The organism is Streptomyces sp. NPDC057486 (assembly GCF_042802415.1).
Classification (GTDB): Bacteria; Actinomycetota; Actinomycetes; order Streptomycetales; family Streptomycetaceae; genus Streptomyces; species Streptomyces yanii.
This window is the reverse complement of sequence record NZ_JBHVEE010000111.1, coordinates 14,502-33,450: the sequence shown is the minus strand read 5'-3', so window position 1 is coordinate 33,450 and position 18,949 is coordinate 14,502. Positions and strand designations below refer to the sequence as shown.

Here is an 18,949-nt window from a genome sequence, read left to right as displayed (position 1 = left end):
TCCCATGGTTCGTGGGCTCGTTTTTGTGTATATGACCCCGGCCTCACCCAGGGCGCCGGCACGGTGAGCACCGGTCCGGGCCCACTGCTTTGCGCATTCCCGTTCGTGCCGTCCGTCGGGTGCGCCCCGGCGGCGGCCCGGTCACTTCTCCGCGCGGACCGGAATGTCGAGGACCACCTGGGTGCCGCGCTCGGGGGCCGGGACCATGCCGAACGATCCGCTCAACTCACCCTCCACCAGCGTCCGTACGATCTGCAGCCCCAGGTTGCCGGCCTGCTGCGGGTCGAACCCCTCGGGCAGCCCGCACCCGTCGTCCTGGACGGTGATCAGCAATCGCGCCTCGGCCGACGAGCCGCCACGCACCGCCGAGACCTCGACCGTGCCGGTCTGGCCGACGGTGAACGCGTGCTCCAGGGCGTTCTGCAGCACCTCGGTGAGCACCATGGCAAGCGGAGTGGCCACTTCCGCATCGAGGATGCCGAACCGCCCCGTACGCCGGCAGGTGACCCGGCCCGGGGAGATCTCGGCGACCATCGCGATGACCCGGTCGGCGATCTCGTCGAACTCGACCCGCTCGTCCAGATTCTGGGACAGCGTCTCATGGACGATGGCGATCGAACCCACGCGCCGTACCGCCTCGTTGAGGGCTTCGCGGCCCTGCGCGGACCCCATCCGGCGGGCCTGCAGACGCAACAGGGCAGCCACCGTCTGAAGGTTGTTCTTCACCCGGTGGTGGATCTCCCGGATGGTGGCGTCCTTCGTGATCAACTCGCGCTCGCGGCGACGCAGTTCGGTGACGTCACGGAGGAGGACCAGGGAGCCGATCCTGACCCCCTTGGGCTTGAGCGGGATCGCCCGGAGCTGGATCACGCCGCCCGCGCATTCGACCTCGAACTCGCGGGGTGCGTAGCCGCTCGCCAGTTTGACCAGGGCCTCGTCCACCGGGCCGCGGGAGGGGGCGAGTTCGGCGGTGGTCCGGCCGAGGTGGTGTCCGACGAGGTCGGAGGCGAGACCGAGGCGGTGGTACGCGGAGAGGCCGTTGGGGCTGGCGTACTGGACGACACCGTCGGCATCGAGCCTGATCAGCCCGTCGCCGACGCGCGGCGAGGCATCCATGTCGACCTGCTGGTCCGGGAACGGGAAGGACCCCGCGGCGATCATCTGGGCCAGGTCGGAGGCCGACTGCAGATAGGTGAGCTCCAGCCGGGACGGGGTCCGGACGGTCAGGAGATTCGTGTTGCGGGCGATGACACCCAGAACCCGGCCCTCACGGCGTACGGGGATCGACTCGACCCGTACCGGCACCTCCTCGCGCCACTCCGGGTCGCCCTCGCGGACGATCCGGCCCTCGTCGAGCGCCGCGTCCAGCAGCGGGCGGCGGCCGCGCGGCACCAGATGGCCGACCATGTCGTCCTGGTACGAGGTGGGTCCCGTGTTGGGCCGCATCTGGGCGACGGACACATAGCGGGTCCCGTCGCGGGTGGGCACCCACAGGACGAGGTCGGCGAAGGACAGGTCGGAGAGCAGCTGCCACTCCGAGACCAGCAGATGCAGCCACTCGAGGTCTGTGTCGCCGAGGGCTGTGTGCTGGCGGACGAGGTCGTTCATGGAGGGCACGTGTGCGAGCGTACCTGTGGATACGCGCCGGTTTCGAACCGAACGACCTGCCCGTGCGTGCAAGGGGACAGGGGCCGGAAATTGGCGTGCTCCGATGGATGGACAGACGAGAATGGTCTAGTCCACAATGCTCAAGACAGAGCTTCCGCTCTCCCCGCACAGGAGAGTGGATCGAGGTACCGCGCTCTCTGCCCTGACTGCGCCGGTACCTCCCCCGGCCGGGGGCACCGCACACCGCCGGCCGAGCAACTCCGGGCTGCGGTGCCGGACGGGCTGAGGGTCCCGTCCCGGCGCCGCGGCCCGCGGGTGTTTCTGCGGACCTCCCCCGCCGGAGGCCGGCGCGGCCGGCGGGTCTCGGTGACTTTGGCCGGCGGACACGATCCGGCCCGGCTGCTCGCCCTGACCGGCCGAAAACGTGGCGGACACCTCGGGTGCCTCCCAGGGGTGTTTCCGTGCGTCCGGAGCACCGTTCGACCAGGTCGACCACGGGGTGCGGTAGCGCTGCCGGCGGGCTGCGGCCGGACAGCGCGCCGAGGGAAGCCGGACGTCACCTGCGTGTTGCCAGGCTCTGCTAGATTAGCCCTATATTGGTCTATACCACATGTCGCGACTCTTCAGATCGGCAGGCCCCGCGTGGAAGTTGTCATCGTCCCGGACGCCAAGGCAGGCGGCGAACTCATCGCGGAAGCCATCGGCGCCCTGCTGAGCCGCAAGCCCGACGCCCTTCTCGGCGTTGCCACCGGCTCGACCCCGCTGCCCATCTACCAGGCGCTGGCGGCCAAGGTGCGCTCCGGCGAGGTGGACGCCTCGCGTGCGCGCATCTGCCAGCTCGACGAGTACGTCGGACTGCCGGCCGGTCACCCCGAGTCGTACCGTTCGGTGGTGCTGCGCGAGGTCGTCGAGCCGCTCGGCCTGTCCGAGGAGTCCTTCATGGGCCCGGACGGCTCGGCCGAGGACGTCCAGGCCGCCTGCGAGGCGTACGACCAGGCGCTTGCCTCGGCGGGCGGCGTGGACCTGCAGCTGCTCGGGATCGGCACGGACGGGCATATCGGCTTCAACGAGCCGTGCTCCTCGCTGGCGTCCCGTACCCGGATCAAGACGCTGACCGAGCAGACCCGGGTCGACAACGCGCGCTTCTTCGACAACGACATCAGCCAGGTGCCGCACCACGTCATCACTCAGGGCATCGGCACGATCCTGGAGTCCCGCCACCCGATCCTGCTGGCGACGGGCGAGGGCAAGGCCGAGGCGGTGGCGCTGACGGTCGAGGGGCCGGTGGCGTCGTTCGTACCGGCGTCGGCCCTGCAGCTGCATCCGCATGCGACGGTGGTCGTGGACGAGGCAGCGGCGTCGAAGCTGAAGCTGGCGGACTACTTCCGGGCCACGTATGCGGCGAAGCCGCGGTGGCAGGGGATCTAGTGCCGTGACCGGCCATGTCTGCCCGCGGGCCCACGAAGATCGGCCGGAGAGGGCCTGAGAGGAGCTCGCAAAGGGCCGGGACACCGCGTGGGGTGTCCCGGCCCTTTCGTGTGCCGGTTGCGCGACCGGCGGGCGCGTCTTCCTCGATCACCGGACCGGGGTCGGAACCCCTGACGGCGTGCGGATCGTCCCCGTGTCAGGCTCCGGACGGACCGGCTGATCCCGTGACGGCCTCTGCTGCTGCCTGGCCGCAGACTCGGGCTGCGCCGTGGGTGGCTACGTACAGCGCGCCTCTCGGGGACTCCTGCGGAACGCCCATTTCGACGACCACGGTGTCGGGGCGCTCCGCGATCAGGGCGTCCACGGCGTCCGTCATCCACGGGTGACGGTGGGCGTCGCGGACGACCACGACGATGCGGCGGTCTCCCGCGGCGTCCAGGACCGCTGTCACCGGGGCCTCGGTCCCGCTGTTGTAGGTGTCGGTGCCGGTGCCCGGCAGAATCCGGGCCAGTTCGGCCGCGATGCCCCACGGGGTCTCGTCGCCGACCGCGATGTTCGCGACCGGAGTGAACGCGGCGACGTACGCCGGCTCGGTCAGGGGTTCGGCCGTGCCGGACACCTGCACCGCACGACGGGCGGCCACCAGGCCGATGTCGGAAGCGATACCGGTGCCGGGCGCGGTCCCCTCCTGCGTTGCCGCGCCCGGCTCCGGGACAGCCCCCCTCGCCCGCCGCGTCCAGGACGCGAGGGCACGTACCCGTGCCGCCGCGTCGGCCAGCCGCTCCTCGGGCAGTTCGCCGGTCCGCACCGCCGCGACCAGCGCGTCACGCAGCCGCAGCACGGTGTCCTCGTCGTCCAGCCCGCCGCCGACACAGATCGCGTCGGCGCCCGCGGCGATCGCGAGGACGGAACCGCGCTCGATCCCGTACGTCGAGGAAATGGCCTGCATCTCCATGCCGTCGGTGACGATCAGCCCGTCGTAACCCAGTTCCTCGCGCAGCAGACCGGTGAGGATCCGTGGGCTCAACGTCGCCGGGCGGTCGGGGTCGAGCGCGGGAAGCAGAATATGCGCGCTCATCACCGATTTGGAACCCGCCGCGATCGCCGCCCGGAAAGGCACCAGCTCACGGGCGTGCAGGGTGTCGAGGTCCACATCGATGCGGGGCAGCGCGTGGTGCGAGTCGACCGCGGTGTCGCCGTGCCCCGGGAAGTGCTTGGTGCAGGCGGCGACCCCGGCGGCCTGGAGCCCCTCGACGTACGCGGCGGTGTGCCGGGCGACGAGGTGCGGGTCGGCGCCGAAGGACCGGACGCCGATGACCGGGTTGCCCGGGTTCGAGTTGACGTCGGCGGACGGTGCCCAGTTGAGGTTGACACCGCACTCGGCGAGCCGGCGGCCGAGCTCCCGGGCGACCGCACGGGTCAGCCCCGGGTCGTCGACGGCGCCGAGTGCGAGGTTGCCGGGGAAGGACGAGCCGTGACGCACCTCGAGCCGGGTGACGTCACCGCCCTCCTCGTCGATCGCGACGAGTACGTCGTCCCGCTCGGCCCGGAGCTGGGCGGTGAGCGCGGAGAGCTGCTCCGGCGTCTCGATGTTGCGGCCGAACAGACCGACGGAGGAGAGTCCCTCGCCGACTCGGCGCAGCAGCCAGTCCGGCGCGGTGGTGCCGGCGAACCCCGGCTGCAGGACGGCCAGGGCGTCGCGCGTGACGGTGTCCGTGGTGGAGGTGAGCGTGGTCATGACGCGGCGTTATCCCTTCACGGCGCCGTCGGTAAGACCGCTGACGGCCTTGCGCTGCAAGTAGATGAAGAGGATCAGGATCGGGATCGCGAAGAGCGAGGAGGCAGCCATGGTCGCCCCCCAGTCGTCACCGAACGCGGTCTGGAACTGCGAGAGCCAGAGCGGCAGGGTCTGGGACTCGATGTCCTTGTTGAGGATGAGGACGAGCGGGAACTCGTTCCAGGCGGTGATGAATCCGAAGAGCGAGGTCGCCATCAGGCCGGGGCCGAGCAGCGGCAGGATCACCTTCCTGAACGCCTGCGGGCGGGTGCAGCCGTCGACCATGGCGGACTCCTCCAGTTCCTTGGGCACCGCGGCGACGTAGCCGCGCAGCGTCAGGACGGTGAAGGGCAGGACCATCATCATGTAGAAGACCGTCAGCGGGAGCAGGCTGTTCAGCATGTCCGCATCGCGGACCAGCATGTAGATCGCGATGACCATGACTTCCCACGGCGCCATCTGCGCAATCATGAACGTCAGCAGGATGCCCCGGCGGCCCTTGAAGCGCATGCGCGCCATCGCGAAGGACGCCAGTAGCGCGATCACCAGCGAGGCGGCCACGGACAGGATCGTCACCGTGAACGAGTTGCCGACCAGGGTCCAGAAGTGGTCGGCCGCGATGGCCTTCTTGAAGTGCCCGAGGGTGATGTCGGTGGGGAACCACACCGGGGTGTCGGTGATGATGTCGCCGGTCGGCTTGAACGCCGTGCTGAACATCCAGTAGACGGGGAAGGCGAAGCCTATGAAGAGGACGACAGCCGTCAGGTTGGGCCAGATCCGGCCGAACAGTGAGCGCCTCACAGCTCGTCCTCCTCTTGCTTGAGTACGGTGCGCAGGTAGTAACCAGTCATCGCCAGCAGGACGATGATCGTCAGGAACGAGATGGCCGCACCCATGCCGAAGTGCTGGTTGCCGACGCCTTCGACGAACGCGTAGACGGGCAGGGTCTCGGTGAGCCGGTCCGGGCCGCCGCCGTTGATCGCGAAGAGCTGGGCGAAGGACTTGAAGACCCAGATGACTTCGAGGAACGTCGTGGCCAGCAGGAACGGCTTCAGGAACGGGAGCGTCACCGAGGTGAAGCTCTTCCAGGAGCCGGCGCCGTCGAGCGAGGCGGCCTCGTAGAGCTCCTGGGGGATCGTCGTCGACGCGGCGTACAGGTTGATCGCCACGAACGGGATGGACTGCCAGACGATCACCAGGGTGACCAGCGAGAAGGTGGAGAACTGACTGCTCGTCCAGTTGAAGTCGGCCATCGAGTGCCAGCCGAGGCTGTCCAGGACGTAGTTGACGACACCGAACCGCTGGGCGAACAGCCACTGGTAGACCGTGGTCGCCGCGATCATCGGCATGGCCCAGGCGAGCACCAGGCCCAGCATGAGCAGCACTCGCATCTTCTTGCCCAGCCGCGCGAGCAGCAGGCCGACCAGCATCCCGAGCAGCATGATCAGGACGACGTTGGCGGCGGTGAAGAGGACCGACCGCTCGACGACCCTCCAGAAGTCCGAGCTGCCGAGGATTTCCTTGTAGTTGTCGACGCCGTTCCACTCGGTCAGGTGGAGGATCAGCTGGCGCGGGTTGAGGTTCTGGAACGACAGCATGCCGTTCTTGACCAGCGGGTAGCCCAGGAGCACCGCTGTGGCGAGCAGTGCGGGCAGGAGGAGGAGGTAGGGGGCGGATCCACCGGCCCGCTCCGTGCTCGAAGCGGCGGGGCCGCCTGGAGGGGCGTCATTCTCGCGGACGCCGGCTGCCGGGACCGAGTCCACTTTTTCGGTCTGCACTGACATGCTCGCCATCTCTTCTTGGGCCGTACGGTCGAGTCACGCGGGAGCGCCGGGGGGCGGCAGATGCCCGCCCCCCGGCGCGTGCGGTCAGCTCTTCTGCGAGAGACGCTTGTTGATCTCCGCCTCGACCGCCTTGGCGGCGTCGGCCGGGGACTTACCGTTCAGAACCGCGGTCATGTAGCTCTTGATCGGGTTCGGCGCGTTCTCGACTGCGGCCCACTCGGGAATGAGCGGGGTGGTGCCACCACCGGCGGCGGCCGGGGCCGCGGCCTCGGCGGCGCCGTTGCCGGTCAGGTTGGAGTTGAGCGACTCCTTGTTCGGGATGACGCCGTTCTCCTTGGCCAGCTGGCCCTCGAACTGGTCGGACAGGGCGAGCTTCAGGAACTCCTTGGCGAGGTCCTGCTTCTTGCTGCCCGCGGCGACCGCGAAGTTGGAGCCACCGAGGAAGACTCCCTCGGGCTTGTCGGCGGTCTCACCCGGGATGGTGAAGTAGCCGATGTCGCCCTCGATCTGCTTGTTGGCCGCGATGGCCGTGCCGGCCTCCCAGCCCATGCCGATGAAGGCACCGACCTTGCCCTTGGCGAAGACCTCGGCCTGCTGCGGGGTGGCCTCGTCCTTGTCCTTGGGGGCCTTGGAGTAGGACTGGTACTTCTTGTAGAGCTCCATGGCCGTGGCGACCTTGGGGTCGGAGAGGTTGGAGACGTACTTGTCGCCTTCCTTCTTCACGAGGTCCGCGCCCTGGCCGATGGTCAGGCCGTCGAAGAAGTACCAGTTCTGGCCGGGCATGTAGATCGGCTCGGCCTTGCCCTTCTTCTTGATGGCGTCGAGGTCCTTGAAGAACTCGTCGCGCGTCTTCGGGGTGTCCGTGATGCCGGCGTCGGCCCAGACCTTCTTGTTGTAGATGACGACGCGGTTGGCGAAGTACCACGGCGCGGCGTACTGCTTGCCGTCGAAGACCGAGGACTTGTTGAGCGCGTCGACCCAGTCGCCGCCGATCTCCTGCTTGAGGTCGCTCAGGTCGGCGAGGCCCCCGGTGGCCGCGTAGGCCGGGGTCTGGGTGTTGCCGACCTCGATGACGTCCGGCGGGGTCGACTCGGAGAGAGCCGTCGTGATCTTCTGCTGAATGCCGTCCCACTTCTGGGTCTGGAACTTCAGCGTGGCACCGGTCTTCTTCTGGAAGGCGGCGGTGAGGTCCTTGGTCCAGCCGGGAGGCGTGGAGCCGTCCATGGCCCAGACGGTCAGCGTCTGGCCCTTGTAGCTGTCGGGCCCGGTCTTCTTGCTGCTGTCGGTCTTGTCGTCCGAGCCACAGGCAGTGGCACCGGCCAAGAGAGCCACCACACCAATGGCCGCGATGAGTCCGCGCTTCACGACACCCTCCTCAGGGATGCAAGAGAATTCCCCCCACCACCCGAGATCGCCGTCCGTCGCACAATTGCATGCGCCGGGTACTGCCCGTGGGGCTGGGACCTGGTCTTTAATGGTTTAGACCAGTACCCGGAGCTTGGCCTAGACCTTTAGGGGTGTCAAGGGTGTATAAGAAGTGCACTCGCGTCCGTTATAGGACCGACACCTGAGGGAGGGCGACGAGCCGTGACCGGACCGTGCCACCATGTGAGCCGCGACAGACGGAGGAGCAGGTGACGGCAGCAACGCAGCAGTCGGGAAGGCGGGCCATGAGTGCCGAGGGCGGCAGTACGGAGAACGAGACGGGCGCGGGCACGCGCACCGCGCGGGTCCCGAAGTACTACCGGCTGAAGCGCCACCTCCTCGACATGACGGACACCATGCCGCCAGGCACCCCGGTGCCACCGGAGCGGACCCTGGCCGCCGAGTTCGACACCTCGCGCACGACCGTGCGCCAGGCGCTCCAGGAGCTGGTCGTCGAGGGCCGGCTGGAGCGCATCCAGGGCAAGGGCACGTTCGTGGCCAAGCCGAAGGTCTCCCAGGCCCTGCAGCTCACCTCGTACACCGAGGACATGCGCGCCCAGGGCCTGGAACCGACATCTCAACTACTGGACATCGGATATGTCACGGCCGACGACACCCTCGCCGGACTGCTCGACATCACCACCGGTGGCCGGGTGCTGCGGATCGAGCGGCTCCGCCTGGCCAGCGGTGAACCGATGGCCATCGAGACCACGCACCTCTCGGCCAAACGTTTTCCCGCGTTGCGTCGTTCGCTGGTGAAGTACACCTCCCTCTACACGGCACTGGCCGAGGTGTACGACGTACGGCTCGCGGAGGCCGAGGAGACGATCGAGACCTCGCTCGCCACCCCGCGCGAAGCCGGTCTGCTCGGTACGGACGTGGGCCTGCCGATGCTCATGCTGTCCCGTCACTCCCTGGACGGACAGGGCGAACCGGTCGAGTGGGTGCGGTCGGTGTACCGCGGCGACCGTTACAAGTTCGTGGCGCGTCTGAAGCGACCGACCGACTGAGGCCGCGGACCGGCTCCTGACCGAACAAACTGTTCAACCTCGAACAGAGCATCGGGAGTCGGTCCTCGGGCAGGCCCCCCTGGCGGTTTCGTGACACCGTTGCCGGACCGCAATGCGGACAGGGGGTGACTGTGGCCGGAACCCTCCCCTAGATTGCCTGCGCATTACAACAGGTGATCAGCGAGGGGACGGAGTCGCCGCATGACGGAAGAAACAGACGCGAAACCACCGACAGTCACTCCTGTGAGAGTGGTCATCGCCCTCTGCCTCGTCGCCCCGTTCGTGGCGATGCTCTGGGTGGGTTCGTACGCGAAGGTGGACCCCACCTTCATCGGTATCCCGTTCTTCTACTGGTACCAGATGGTCTGGGTGCTGATCTCCACGGCGCTCACGATGGTCGCGTACAAGCTCTGGCAGCGTGACCAGCGCGCCCGCAAGGGGGGTGCGTCGGCATGAAGGACGGCGTGAACGGCGTCGCGCTCGGCGTCTTCATCTTCTTCTTCCTGGCCGTCACGGTCATCGGCTTCATGGCCGCGCGCTGGCGCAAGGCCGAGAACGAGGCCAGCCTCGACGAATGGGGCCTGGGCGGCAGGTCGTTCGGCACCTGGGTCACCTGGTTCCTGCTCGGCGGCGACCTGTACACCGCGTACACCTTCGTCGCCGTACCCGCCGCGATCTACGCAGCCGGAGCGGCCGGCTTCTTCGCGGTCCCGTACACCATCCTCGTGTACCCGCTGATCTTCACCTTCCTGCCGCGGCTGTGGTCGGTGTCGCACAAGCACGGGTACGTCACCACCTCGGACTTCGTCCGCGGGCGCTTCGGATCGAAGGGCCTGTCGCTGGCGGTCGCCGTCACCGGCATCCTCGCCACGATGCCGTACATCGCGCTTCAGCTCGTCGGCATCCAGGCGGTGCTGGACGTGATGGGCGTCGGCGGCGGCGAGAACACCAACTGGTTCGTCAAGGACCTGCCGTTGCTGATCGCGTTCGCGGTGCTCGCCGCGTACACGTACTCCTCCGGGCTGCGTGCCCCCGCGCTGATCGCGTTCGTCAAGGACGGGCTGATCTACCTGGTCATCGCGGTGGCGATCATCTACATCCCGATCAAGCTGGGCGGCTTCGACGACATCTTCGCCAAGGCGGGCGACGCGTTCTCGCAGACCAACCCCGCAACCGGCAAACCGCGCGGCGCCCTGGCACCGGCCGAACCCGGCCAATGGGGCTACGCGACCCTGGCACTGGGGTCGGCGCTCGCCCTCTTCATGTACCCGCACTCGATCACGGCGACGCTCTCCAGCCGCAGCCGTGAGGTGATCCGGCGGAACACCACGATCCTGCCGCTGTACTCGCTGATGCTGGGCCTGCTGGCGTTGCTCGGCTTCATGGCGATCGCCGCCGGAGTCAAGGTGGAGAACGGACAGTTGGCGATCCCGCAGCTGTTCGAGAACATGTTCCCCGACTGGTTCGCCGGTGTGGCGTTCGCCGCGATCGGCATCGGCGCGCTGGTGCCCGCCGCGATCATGTCGATCGCCGCGGCGAACCTCTTCACCCGGAACATCTACAAGGACTTCCTGAAGCCCGACGCGACCGCGGCCCAGGAGACCAAGGTCTCCAAGCTGGTGTCGCTGCTGGTGAAGGTCGGCGCGCTCGCCTTCGTCCTCACCATGGACAAGACGGTCGCGATCAACTTCCAGCTGCTCGGCGGGATCTGGATCCTGCAGACGTTCCCGGCGCTGGTCGGCGGCCTGTTCACCCGGTGGTTCCACCGCTGGGCGCTGCTCGCGGGCTGGGCGGTCGGCATGGTGTACGGCACGCTCGCCGCGTACGGAGTGGCGAGCCCGACCCAGGCGCACTTCGGCGGATCCTCGAAGGAGATCCCGGGGATCGGCGAGATCGGCTACATCGGTCTGACGGCGTTCGTGCTGAACGCCGTGGTGACCGTGGTGCTGACGATCGTCCTGAACGCGGTGAAGGCCCCGGCGGGGGTCGACGAGACCTCCCCCGCGGACTACACGGCGGACGCGGGCGACCCGGGCGTCCGGGTGGAACTCCCGTCGGCCCGGCCCGAGTCGAGCCCGTCACCCGACGCGAGCCCGTCCGCCGGCTAGTTCCGGTCTCAGCACTGGTGCCGCGACCGGCGGCGTCCGCCCCATGAGGAGCGTCGTCCGGTGCGTGCGATCGCAGGGCGCCGGACGGGCTGCACCCCAGCCCGTCCGGTGCCGTCCCACCCGTACGGCACACTCCCGGCATGGACCTTTCGATCCGCCCGATCTCCCCGACGGAACACACCGCCCTCGGGGAGATCACCGCCCACGCCTACCTCGACGACGGCCTGCTCGACCTCGGCGCCGACGACCCGTATCTCGAAACGCTCCGGGACGTCCCCCGTCGCGTCGCCGAGGCCGACGTGCTCGTCGCCGTCGGTGCCGACGGCACGCTCCTCGGCGGAGTCACCTACGCGCCGCCCGGCAATCCGTGGGCCGACATCGCCCGCCCCGACGAGGCCGAGTTCCGGATGCTCGCGGTCGCACGGAAGGCACGCGGCCACGGGGCGGGCGAGGCGCTCGTGCGGGCCTGTATCGACCGGGCACGGGCCACGGAGGGCGTCGCGCGGCTCGTCCTGTCCACCCAGCCGACCATGCTCGGCGCCCACCGGATCTACCATCGACTCGGCTTCGTACGCACGCCGGAACGGGACTGGGATCCCGTCGAAGGCCTCTCGCTCCTCACCTACAGCCTGAGCCTCTGAACCGATGCGACACAACATGTGGGGGCCGCCTCATCGGGCGGCCCCCACATGTATGCTCGTGCTCGCTGTCGCCGCAGGGAAATCCGGTGTGAATCCGGAACTGTCCCGCAACGGTGTATTCGGTGCCCTTTTGCGCACCCTGAAAGTCCGAGGACCTGCCGACAGCGCGTCCGGCTCGACCGATCCGGACGCCCAGACGTCCGGGCCTCGCGGATGGGCCGGTGGACGCCGCACGCAGGGCTGCCCTCCTTCTTCGGGCATGCCTCCGCGCGGCTGCCCCGCTCCCCCGCCGGCCCAGAGCCGAGCGAGGGAGAGCACCACGTGACCATCGCGCCAGCCGATCCGGCTTCAGTCGCCGAGTCCGCGGGAACCACGAACGACGGACCCGGGACCGCACTGCTGCGGACCCTGACCGACCTCACTGCCGATCTGCCCGACACCGACCCCGGCCGCGTCGCCGCCGCCGCGCTGCGCGGCCGCAACGCCGCGTCGGACGAGGCGGAGTTGCGCGCGCTGGCCACCGAGGCCGCCGCGGGTCTGATCGCCGAGGACCCCGCGTACTCCCGGCTCGCCGCCCGCCTCCTGACCCGCACCATCGCGGACGAGGCGGCCGGTCAGGGCGCGCTGTCGTTCTCCGCCTCGGTCGCCGTCGGCCACCGCGAGGGTCTGATCGCGGACCGCACGGCCGCTTTCGTGGCACTCCACGCGGCGCGGCTCGACGCGCTGGTCGAGCAGTCCCTCGCCGACGGCGCCGACGACCGGTTCGGCTACTTCGGGCTGCGGACGCTGCACAGCCGTTATCTCCTGCGCCACCCGCTCACCCGCCAGGTCATCGAGACGCCGCAGCACTTCATGCTGCGCGTCGCCGCCGGTCTCGCCGAGGACGAGTCGGTACGCGCACTGGACGAGGTCGCCTCGCTGTACGGCCTGATGAGCCGCCTCGACTACCTCCCCTCCTCCCCCACGCTCTTCAACTCCGGCACCCGGCACCCGCAGATGTCCTCCTGCTATCTGCTGGACTCGCCGCTGGACGAACTCGACTCGATCTACGACCGCTACCACCAGGTGGCACGGCTCTCCAAGCACGCGGGCGGCATCGGCCTGTCGTACTCCCGCATCCGCGCCCGCGGCTCGCTGATCCGCGGTACCAATGGGCACTCCAACGGCATCGTGCCGTTCCTGAAGACGCTCGACGCCTCGGTCGCCGCAGTGAACCAGGGCGGCCGCCGCAAGGGCGCCGCCGCCGTCTACCTGGAGACGTGGCACGCGGACATCGAGGAATTCCTGGAGCTGCGCGACAACACGGGCGAGGACCAGCGGCGTACGCACAACCTCAACCTGGCGCACTGGATCCCTGACGAGTTCATGCGCCGGGTCGACGCGGACGGCGACTGGTCGCTGTTCTCCCCCGCCGACGTGCCGGAACTGGTCGACCTGTGGGGCGACGAGTTCGACGCCGCGTACCGGGCCGCCGAGGCCAAGGGCCTGGCCCGCAAGTCGATGCCCGCGCGTGAGCTGTACGGCCGGATGATGCGGACGCTCGCGCAGACAGGTCAGGGCTGGATGACGTTCAAGGACGCCTCCAACCGGACGGCCAATCAGACGGCGGAGCCGGGTCGCGTCGTCCACTCGTCGAACCTGTGCACCGAGATCCTCGAAGTCACCGACGACGGCGAGACCGCCGTCTGCAACCTCGGTTCGGTCAACCTCGGTTCGTTCGTGGCCGACGGCGACATCGACTGGGAGCGGCTGGACGCCACCGTCCGTACCGCCGTGACGTTCCTCGACCGGGTCGTCGACATCAACTTCTACCCGAGCGAGCAGGCCGGCCGCTCCAACGCCCGCTGGCGTCCGGTGGGGCTGGGCGCGATGGGGCTCCAGGACGTCTTCTTCCGGCTGCGGCTGCCGTTCGACTCCCCCGAGGCCCGCGCGCTCTCCACGAAGATCTCCGAGCGGATCATGCTCGCCGCGTACGAGGCGTCCTGCGACCTCGCCGAGCGTTCCGGTCCGCTGCCCGCCTGGTCCGAGACGCGCGCCGCCCGCGGCGTGCTGCACCCCGACCACTACGACACCGAGCTGAGCTGGCCCGAGCGCTGGGAAGCGCTGCGCGCCCGGATCGCACGGACCGGCATGCGCAACTCGCTGCTGCTCGCCATCGCTCCGACCGCCACGATCGCCTCGATCGCCGGGGTGTACGAGTGCATCGAGCCGCAGGTCTCCAACCTCTTCAAGCGCGAAACCCTCAGCGGTGAGTTCCTCCAGGTCAACGCCTATCTGGTGAACGAGCTGAAGCAGTTGGGCGTGTGGGACGCGCGGACCCGCGAGGCGCTGCGCGAGGCGAGCGGCTCGGTGCAGGGCTTCGCCTGGATCCCGGAGGACGTACGGGCGCTGTACCGCACGGCGTGGGAGATCCCTCAGCGCGGTCTGATCGACATGGCGGCGGCGCGTACGCCGTTCCTGGACCAGAGCCAGTCGCTGAACCTGTTCCTGGAGACGCCGACGATCGGCAAGCTCTCCTCGATGTACGCCTACGCCTGGAAGCAGGGGCTGAAGACGACGTACTACCTGCGCTCACGTCCGGCCACCCGGATCGCGCGGGCGGCATCGGGCCAGGCCACGGTCGCCGCTGCCCTTCCCGTCCAGCAGGCTTCGGCTCCCGACGCGGACGCGATCGCCTGTTCCCTCGAAAACCCCGAGTCCTGCGAGGCCTGCCAGTAATGAGCTCAACCGACAAGAATCTGCTCGACCCGGGCTTCGAACTGACCCTGCGGCCCATGCGCTACCCGGACTTCTACGAGCGCTACCGCGACGCGATCAAGAACACCTGGACGGTCGAGGAGGTCGACCTCCACTCCGACGTCGCCGATCTCGCCAAGCTGACACCCGCCGAGCAGCACATGATCGGCCGGCTCGTCGCGTTCTTCGCGACCGGCGACTCGATCGTGTCGAACAACCTCGTACTGACCCTGTACAAGCACATCAACTCCCCGGAAGCGCGGCTGTATCTGTCGCGACAGCTCTTCGAGGAGGCCGTGCACGTCCAGTTCTATCTGACGCTGCTCGACACGTACCTGCCCGACCCGGACGACCGCGCGGCCGCGTTCGACGCGGTGGAGGAGATCCCCTCCATCCGCGAGAAGGCGCAGTTCTGCTTCAAGTGGATGGATTCGGTCGAAAAGATCGAACGGCTGGAGACGAAGGCCGACCGCCGACGCTTCCTGCTGAACCTGATCTGCTTCGCGGCGTGCATCGAGGGACTGTTCTTCTACGGCGCCTTCGCGTACGTCTACTGGTTCCGCTCCCGCGGTCTGCTGCACGGTCTCGCCACGGGGACCAACTGGGTCTTCCGTGACGAGACGATGCACATGAACTTCGCGTTCGAGGTCGTCGACACCGTCCGCAAGGAGGAACCCGACCTCTTCGACGACGAGCTCCAGCAGCAGGTCACCGACATGCTGAAGGAGGCGGTCGACGCGGAGCTGCAGTTCGGCCGCGACCTGTGCGGTGACGGACTGCCGGGCATGAACACCGAGTCGATGCGCGAGTACCTGCAGTGCGTCGCCGACCAGCGGCTCACCCGGCTCGGCTTCCCGGCCGTGTACGGCTCCGAGAACCCGTTCTCGTTCATGGAGCTGCAGGGCGTCCAGGAGCTGACGAACTTCTTCGAGCGCCGGCCGTCCGCCTACCAGGTGGCGGTGGAGGGCTCGGTCGCCTTCGACGACGACTTCTAGGGCGTGTGACCGGCAATGTTTGCCGCGACGGGGCAAACATTGCCGGGAGGGCACTGGGCTCACGCCCCGATCCGGAGGTCCGGACGCCGCACAGCCTTCACCGGTTGTGCGGCGTCCGCTGTTCCCGGTGGTTCGGGCCGCCGATCCCGTTCCGCCTCGCGCAGCTGGCGGTCGATGCGGCGGTCGTGCGCGATGCCGACCAGCACCGGCGCCAGGACGAGTACGAAAACGACCGCAATGCCCAGGTGGTTCAGGAATGTGTTCATGCCTCCACTCTCGCCCGCGCGGGACGAGTCCGGCAGTGGCAGGACTGTCACACAGCATCGAATTACTGCCACACTGACTGCATGCTGAACAATGTCGCGGTCCTGCTGCTCGGCGAGGTGCATCCCTTCGAACTCGGGGTACTGGCCGAGGTGTTCGGACTCGATCGCAGTGACGAAGGCCTGCCGGTGCACGACTTCGCGGTGGTTTCCGGCGAGGGTCCGGTGCTGCGGACCCATGCCGGGTTCACCGTGTCCACCCCGCACGGTCTCGACCGGCTGGACGAGGCGGACCTGATCGCCGTCCCCGCCGGTGCGTCCTTCAAGAGCCGGGACTTCCCGGACGAGGTGCTGGAGTCCTTGCGCAGGGCCGTGGACCGCGGGGCCCGGGTGCTCAGCGTGTGCACCGGCGCCTTCGTGCTCGGTGAGGCCGGGCTGCTGGACGGGCGGCGCTGCACCACCCACTGGCACAACACGGCCGAACTGGCGCGCCGCTTCCCGCGGGCCGTCGTCGAGCCGGACGTGCTGTATGTGGACGAGGGACAGATCATCACGTCGGCGGGCACCGCCGCCGGGATCGACGCCTGTCTGCACCTGGTCCGGCAGGCGCACGGACCCCATGTCGCCAATGCCATCGCCCGCCGCATGGTGGTACCGCCGCACCGCGACGGCGGTCAGGCGCAGTACATCGAGCGCCCTCTGCCCCGCACCGCGTGCGACACGGTCGGCGGAACGCTCGCCTGGATGGAGCGCCACCTCGACCGGGAGATGACCGTCGAACAGCTCGCCGCCCAGGCGCACATGTCGCCGCGCACGTTCGCGCGCCGCTTCCAGCAGGAGACGGGCACCACCCCGTACCGCTGGTTGCTGCGCCAACGGGTCCTGCTGGCACAGCACCTGCTGGAGACATCCGATGAAACGATGGACACGATCGCCGGACGTACCGGTTTCGGAAATGCGGCGGCGCTGCGCCATCAGTTCGTCAAGTCCCTGGGAACCACTCCGAATGCTTACCGCCACACCTTCCGCGGCCCGGCTGCCGTCTCCGAAATTGCCTGATCCCCTTCGGACCTGACCTCCGATCATTCGTCCAACTGTTTCACGCATCAGTCCATGGACCGCAGGCCTCTCCCCCCACGAGGGTCGGGCGCATGGACATGCGGATGGCAAGACGAAGGACCATCGGAGCCGTGGTGGCGGCGCTGGCCGCCGCGCTGCTGCCGTGGCAGAGCGCCTCGGCCGAGGACGGCTCCGCCGCTGCGGCCCCGCCCGAGGTGCTGCCCACCCTCCGTCACTGGCAGGGCGACCAGGGCGAGTTCAAGCTCACCGACCGGACCAGGATCGTGCTGGACGGGGTACTGGACGGCCGTACGACCGCGGACGCGGGACGTTTCGCGGGCGAACTGAACGGCGGGGCCCCGGTGTCGCGGAGCCGTGCCACCCGCCCCGGTGACATCGTGCTGCGTCAGGACCCCTCACTGAAGGGTGAGTTGGGCGCGGAGGGCTACCGTCTCGATGTCGGCGAGCGGCTCACCGTCACCGCGGCGACCTCCACCGGTGTGTTCTACGGGAGCCGGACCGTCCTCCAGCTGCTGAACGACGACGGCCGCGCCGCGCGCGGTTCGGCGACCGATGTGCCCGCGTACCGCGAGCGCGGAGTCGGAGTCTGCGCCTGCTACATCAACGTCTCGACGCAGTGGTTCGAGCGGCTGATGAAGGACATGGCATCGCAGAAGCTCAACCAGCTGTGGATCGAGGCCAAGGTCAAGAGCGACACCGACCCGGCGTCCGCGTTCTGGGGCTACTACACCAAGGCGCAGGTCCGCAAGCTGGTCACCATGGCCAGGAAGTATCACATCGAGCTCGTGCCGGAGATCAACTCCCCCGGCCACATGGACACCTATCTGGAGAAGCACCCGGAGCTCCAGCTCAAGGACCGCAACGGCGTCGCCTCCCCGCCCCGGCTCGACATCTCCCGGCCCGAGGCACTGGCGTACTACACCTCGATGGTCGACGAGGCGCTGAAGGTCTGGGGCAGCCGCTACTGGCACATGGGCGCCGACGAGTACATGATCGGCTCCTCCTATCCGAACTACCCGCAACTGCAGGCCGCGGCGACCGCGAAGTTCGGTGCGTCGGCCACTCCCGACGATCTCTTCACCGATTTCATCAACCAGGTCAACGCGCATGTGAAGGCGGACGGCAGGTCGCTCCGGATCTGGAACGACGGGCTCGTCGGCAGGAACACCGTCGTCCCGCTGGACCGTGACATCACCGTCGAGCACTGGCTGGGCGGCGGTTCCATCCAGCAGCCGTCCTCGCTGCTGGCCGAGGGTCGGCCGGTCATGAACTCCGCCTACTCGCTCTACCTGGTACGCGGCGGCTTCACGATGCAGACGCAGAAGCTGTACGAGAGCGACTGGACGCCGTTGCGTTTCGAGGGTCAGACGCTGTCCCAGGGGGCGGTCAACCTCACCGGCGCGAAGATCAGCCTGTGGCCGGACAGCGCGGCGGCCGAGACGGAGAACGAGGTCGAGGCGAAGACCTTCATGCCGCTGCGATTCGTGGCGCAGGCGACCTGGGGCGGCCCGAAGCCGAGCCCGACGTACGCCGGTTTCGAGGCGCTCGCCCGGAGGATCGGTCACGCACCGGGCTGGGAGAACACCGACCGAACGCCGCTCGCCGACGGTACGTACCGGCTGACCACGGGCGCGAAGGCACTCGCCCCCGGGGCGGACGCGGGTGTGTCCCTGGTCAAGGACAGCGCGGCTTCCTGGGCGCTGACGGCGACCGCCGACGGGTACTACACGGTGCGGTCCACGGAGACCGGCCAGTGCCTGGACGCGGTGCGGGGCAAGAAGTACCTGGGCGCGCCGCTGGAGGTGGGGGCGGAGCTGTCGCTCGGGAACTGCTCGGCGACGGCGCGCACCCAACGCTGGCAGCTGGACACCGGGGCGGGTGCGCTGACGCTGCGCAACGCGATCTCGCAGCTGCACCTGACCGAGCGCGCTTCGGACGGCGTCGCGGTCCAGACGACGGGCGCGACCCGGCTGATGGCGGGCGCCGCCTGACCGGACCCTGTCGAGGGCGCAACCCGCCCGAGGCGCCCCGGCCGACGGTGCAATCCGCCTGACGCCGCGCAGAACGGGGCCCCGCCCGCCGGATCACCTGATC

At 68.8% G+C, this 18,949-nt stretch carries 15 protein-coding genes and 1 riboswitch; of the genes, 9 read left to right on the top strand and 6 right to left on the bottom strand.

The annotated features are described in order from the left end of the window. Positions 1-141: 141 nt before the first annotated feature. Complete coding sequence (locus ACFU6I_RS35910) at positions 142-1,608, bottom strand: PAS domain-containing sensor histidine kinase (RefSeq protein ID WP_345510601.1); 1,467 nt, start codon at positions 1,606-1,608, stop codon at positions 142-144. A 642-nt stretch (positions 1,609-2,250) separates the two neighbouring features. Between ACFU6I_RS35910 and nagB the strand changes: the two genes are divergently transcribed. Beyond that, a complete protein-coding gene (nagB, locus tag ACFU6I_RS35905; RefSeq protein WP_384374721.1) occupies positions 2,251-3,036 on the top strand; it encodes a glucosamine-6-phosphate deaminase in 786 nt (261 codons plus the stop codon). 196 nt (positions 3,037-3,232) lie between these two features. On the opposite strand, the gene ACFU6I_RS35900 is transcribed toward nagB, so the two are convergent. From ACFU6I_RS35900 to ACFU6I_RS35885, 4 genes are all read right to left on the bottom strand, one after another. After that, a complete protein-coding gene (locus tag ACFU6I_RS35900; RefSeq protein ID WP_384374718.1) occupies positions 3,233-4,774 on the bottom strand; it encodes a glycoside hydrolase family 3 protein in 1,542 nt (513 codons plus the stop codon). Positions 4,775-4,783: 9 nt separating this feature from the next. Further along, positions 4,784-5,614, bottom strand: a complete 831-nt coding sequence (locus ACFU6I_RS35895; protein WP_384050227.1) for a carbohydrate ABC transporter permease — start codon at positions 5,612-5,614, stop codon at positions 4,784-4,786. Then, positions 5,611-6,597 carry a carbohydrate ABC transporter permease gene (locus tag ACFU6I_RS35890; RefSeq protein WP_384374715.1) on the bottom strand — a complete coding sequence of 329 codons (987 nt, stop codon included), beginning with the start codon at positions 6,595-6,597 and terminating at the stop codon, positions 5,611-5,613. The genes ACFU6I_RS35895 and ACFU6I_RS35890 overlap by 4 nt, the downstream gene beginning before the upstream one ends. A gap of 84 nt (positions 6,598-6,681) precedes the next feature. After that, positions 6,682-7,962 (bottom strand): extracellular solute-binding protein, encoded by a 1,281-nt coding sequence (locus tag ACFU6I_RS35885; protein ID WP_384374712.1) that lies wholly within the window; start codon positions 7,960-7,962, stop codon positions 6,682-6,684. Between the two features lie 305 nt (positions 7,963-8,267). Between ACFU6I_RS35885 and ACFU6I_RS35880 the strand changes: the two genes are divergently transcribed. The 6 genes from ACFU6I_RS35880 (at position 8,268) to ACFU6I_RS35855 (ending at position 15,512) form a co-directional block, all read left to right on the top strand. Next, positions 8,268-9,032 (top strand): GntR family transcriptional regulator, encoded by a 765-nt coding sequence (locus ACFU6I_RS35880; protein WP_327249409.1) that lies wholly within the window; start codon positions 8,268-8,270, stop codon positions 9,030-9,032. Positions 9,033-9,233: 201 nt separating this feature from the next. Then, positions 9,234-9,488 (top strand): DUF3311 domain-containing protein, encoded by a 255-nt coding sequence (locus ACFU6I_RS35875; RefSeq protein WP_345510424.1) that lies wholly within the window; start codon positions 9,234-9,236, stop codon positions 9,486-9,488. Beyond that, entirely contained in the window at positions 9,485-11,140 is a 1,656-nt protein-coding gene (gene mctP / locus ACFU6I_RS35870; RefSeq protein WP_384374708.1) for a monocarboxylate uptake permease MctP, read from the top strand. The genes ACFU6I_RS35875 and mctP overlap by 4 nt, the downstream gene beginning before the upstream one ends. A gap of 140 nt (positions 11,141-11,280) precedes the next feature. Next, positions 11,281-11,781: a GNAT family N-acetyltransferase gene (locus ACFU6I_RS35865; protein WP_384374705.1), complete on the top strand. Its 501-nt coding sequence runs from the start codon at positions 11,281-11,283 to the stop codon at positions 11,779-11,781. 39 nt (positions 11,782-11,820) lie between these two features. After that, positions 11,821-11,959, top strand: a riboswitch (cobalamin riboswitch). 143 nt (positions 11,960-12,102) lie between these two features. Further along, positions 12,103-14,499 carry a ribonucleoside-diphosphate reductase subunit alpha gene (locus ACFU6I_RS35860; protein ID WP_384374702.1) on the top strand — a complete coding sequence of 799 codons (2,397 nt, stop codon included), beginning with the start codon at positions 12,103-12,105 and terminating at the stop codon, positions 14,497-14,499. Further along, positions 14,499-15,512, top strand: coding sequence for a ribonucleotide-diphosphate reductase subunit beta (locus tag ACFU6I_RS35855; protein ID WP_327244430.1), 1,014 nt, complete (start codon positions 14,499-14,501; stop codon positions 15,510-15,512). Before ACFU6I_RS35860 ends, ACFU6I_RS35855 begins: the two co-directional genes overlap by 1 nt. A gap of 59 nt (positions 15,513-15,571) precedes the next feature. On the opposite strand, the gene ACFU6I_RS35850 is transcribed toward ACFU6I_RS35855, so the two are convergent. Further along, the gene (locus ACFU6I_RS35850) at positions 15,572-15,778 is read right to left on the bottom strand and encodes a hypothetical protein (RefSeq protein ID WP_384374698.1); all 207 of its coding nucleotides are present in this window, start codon (positions 15,776-15,778) and stop codon (positions 15,572-15,574) included. A gap of 81 nt (positions 15,779-15,859) precedes the next feature. Between ACFU6I_RS35850 and ACFU6I_RS35845 the strand changes: the two genes are divergently transcribed. Next, positions 15,860-16,834 carry a GlxA family transcriptional regulator gene (locus ACFU6I_RS35845; RefSeq protein ID WP_384374695.1) on the top strand — a complete coding sequence of 325 codons (975 nt, stop codon included), beginning with the start codon at positions 15,860-15,862 and terminating at the stop codon, positions 16,832-16,834. A 98-nt stretch (positions 16,835-16,932) separates the two neighbouring features. Beyond that, entirely contained in the window at positions 16,933-18,846 is a 1,914-nt protein-coding gene (locus ACFU6I_RS35840; protein WP_384374727.1) for a family 20 glycosylhydrolase, read from the top strand. Positions 18,847-18,949: the final 103 nt, after the last annotated feature.

What these genes read in the sequence shown, in the direction of transcription:
- ACFU6I_RS35910 (WP_345510601.1), bottom strand. Translation starts at nt 1,608, where the DNA reads ATGAACGACCTCGTCCGCCAGCACACAGCCCTCGGCGACACAGACCTC.
- ACFU6I_RS35900 (WP_384374718.1), bottom strand. Translation starts at nt 4,774, where the DNA reads ATGACCACGCTCACCTCCACCACGGACACCGTCACGCGCGACGCCCTG.
- ACFU6I_RS35855 (WP_327244430.1), top strand. Translation starts at nt 14,499, where the DNA reads ATGAGCTCAACCGACAAGAATCTGCTCGACCCGGGCTTCGAACTGACC.
- ACFU6I_RS35840 (WP_384374727.1), top strand. Translation starts at nt 16,933, where the DNA reads ATGCGGATGGCAAGACGAAGGACCATCGGAGCCGTGGTGGCGGCGCTG.
- ACFU6I_RS35890 (WP_384374715.1), bottom strand. Translation starts at nt 6,597, where the DNA reads ATGTCAGTGCAGACCGAAAAAGTGGACTCGGTCCCGGCAGCCGGCGTC.
- ACFU6I_RS35875 (WP_345510424.1), top strand. Translation starts at nt 9,234, where the DNA reads ATGACGGAAGAAACAGACGCGAAACCACCGACAGTCACTCCTGTGAGA.
- ACFU6I_RS35850 (WP_384374698.1), bottom strand. Translation starts at nt 15,778, where the DNA reads ATGAACACATTCCTGAACCACCTGGGCATTGCGGTCGTTTTCGTACTC.
- mctP (WP_384374708.1), top strand. Translation starts at nt 9,485, where the DNA reads ATGAAGGACGGCGTGAACGGCGTCGCGCTCGGCGTCTTCATCTTCTTC.
- ACFU6I_RS35880 (WP_327249409.1), top strand. Translation starts at nt 8,268, where the DNA reads ATGAGTGCCGAGGGCGGCAGTACGGAGAACGAGACGGGCGCGGGCACG.
- ACFU6I_RS35865 (WP_384374705.1), top strand. Translation starts at nt 11,281, where the DNA reads ATGGACCTTTCGATCCGCCCGATCTCCCCGACGGAACACACCGCCCTC.
- ACFU6I_RS35845 (WP_384374695.1), top strand. Translation starts at nt 15,860, where the DNA reads ATGCTGAACAATGTCGCGGTCCTGCTGCTCGGCGAGGTGCATCCCTTC.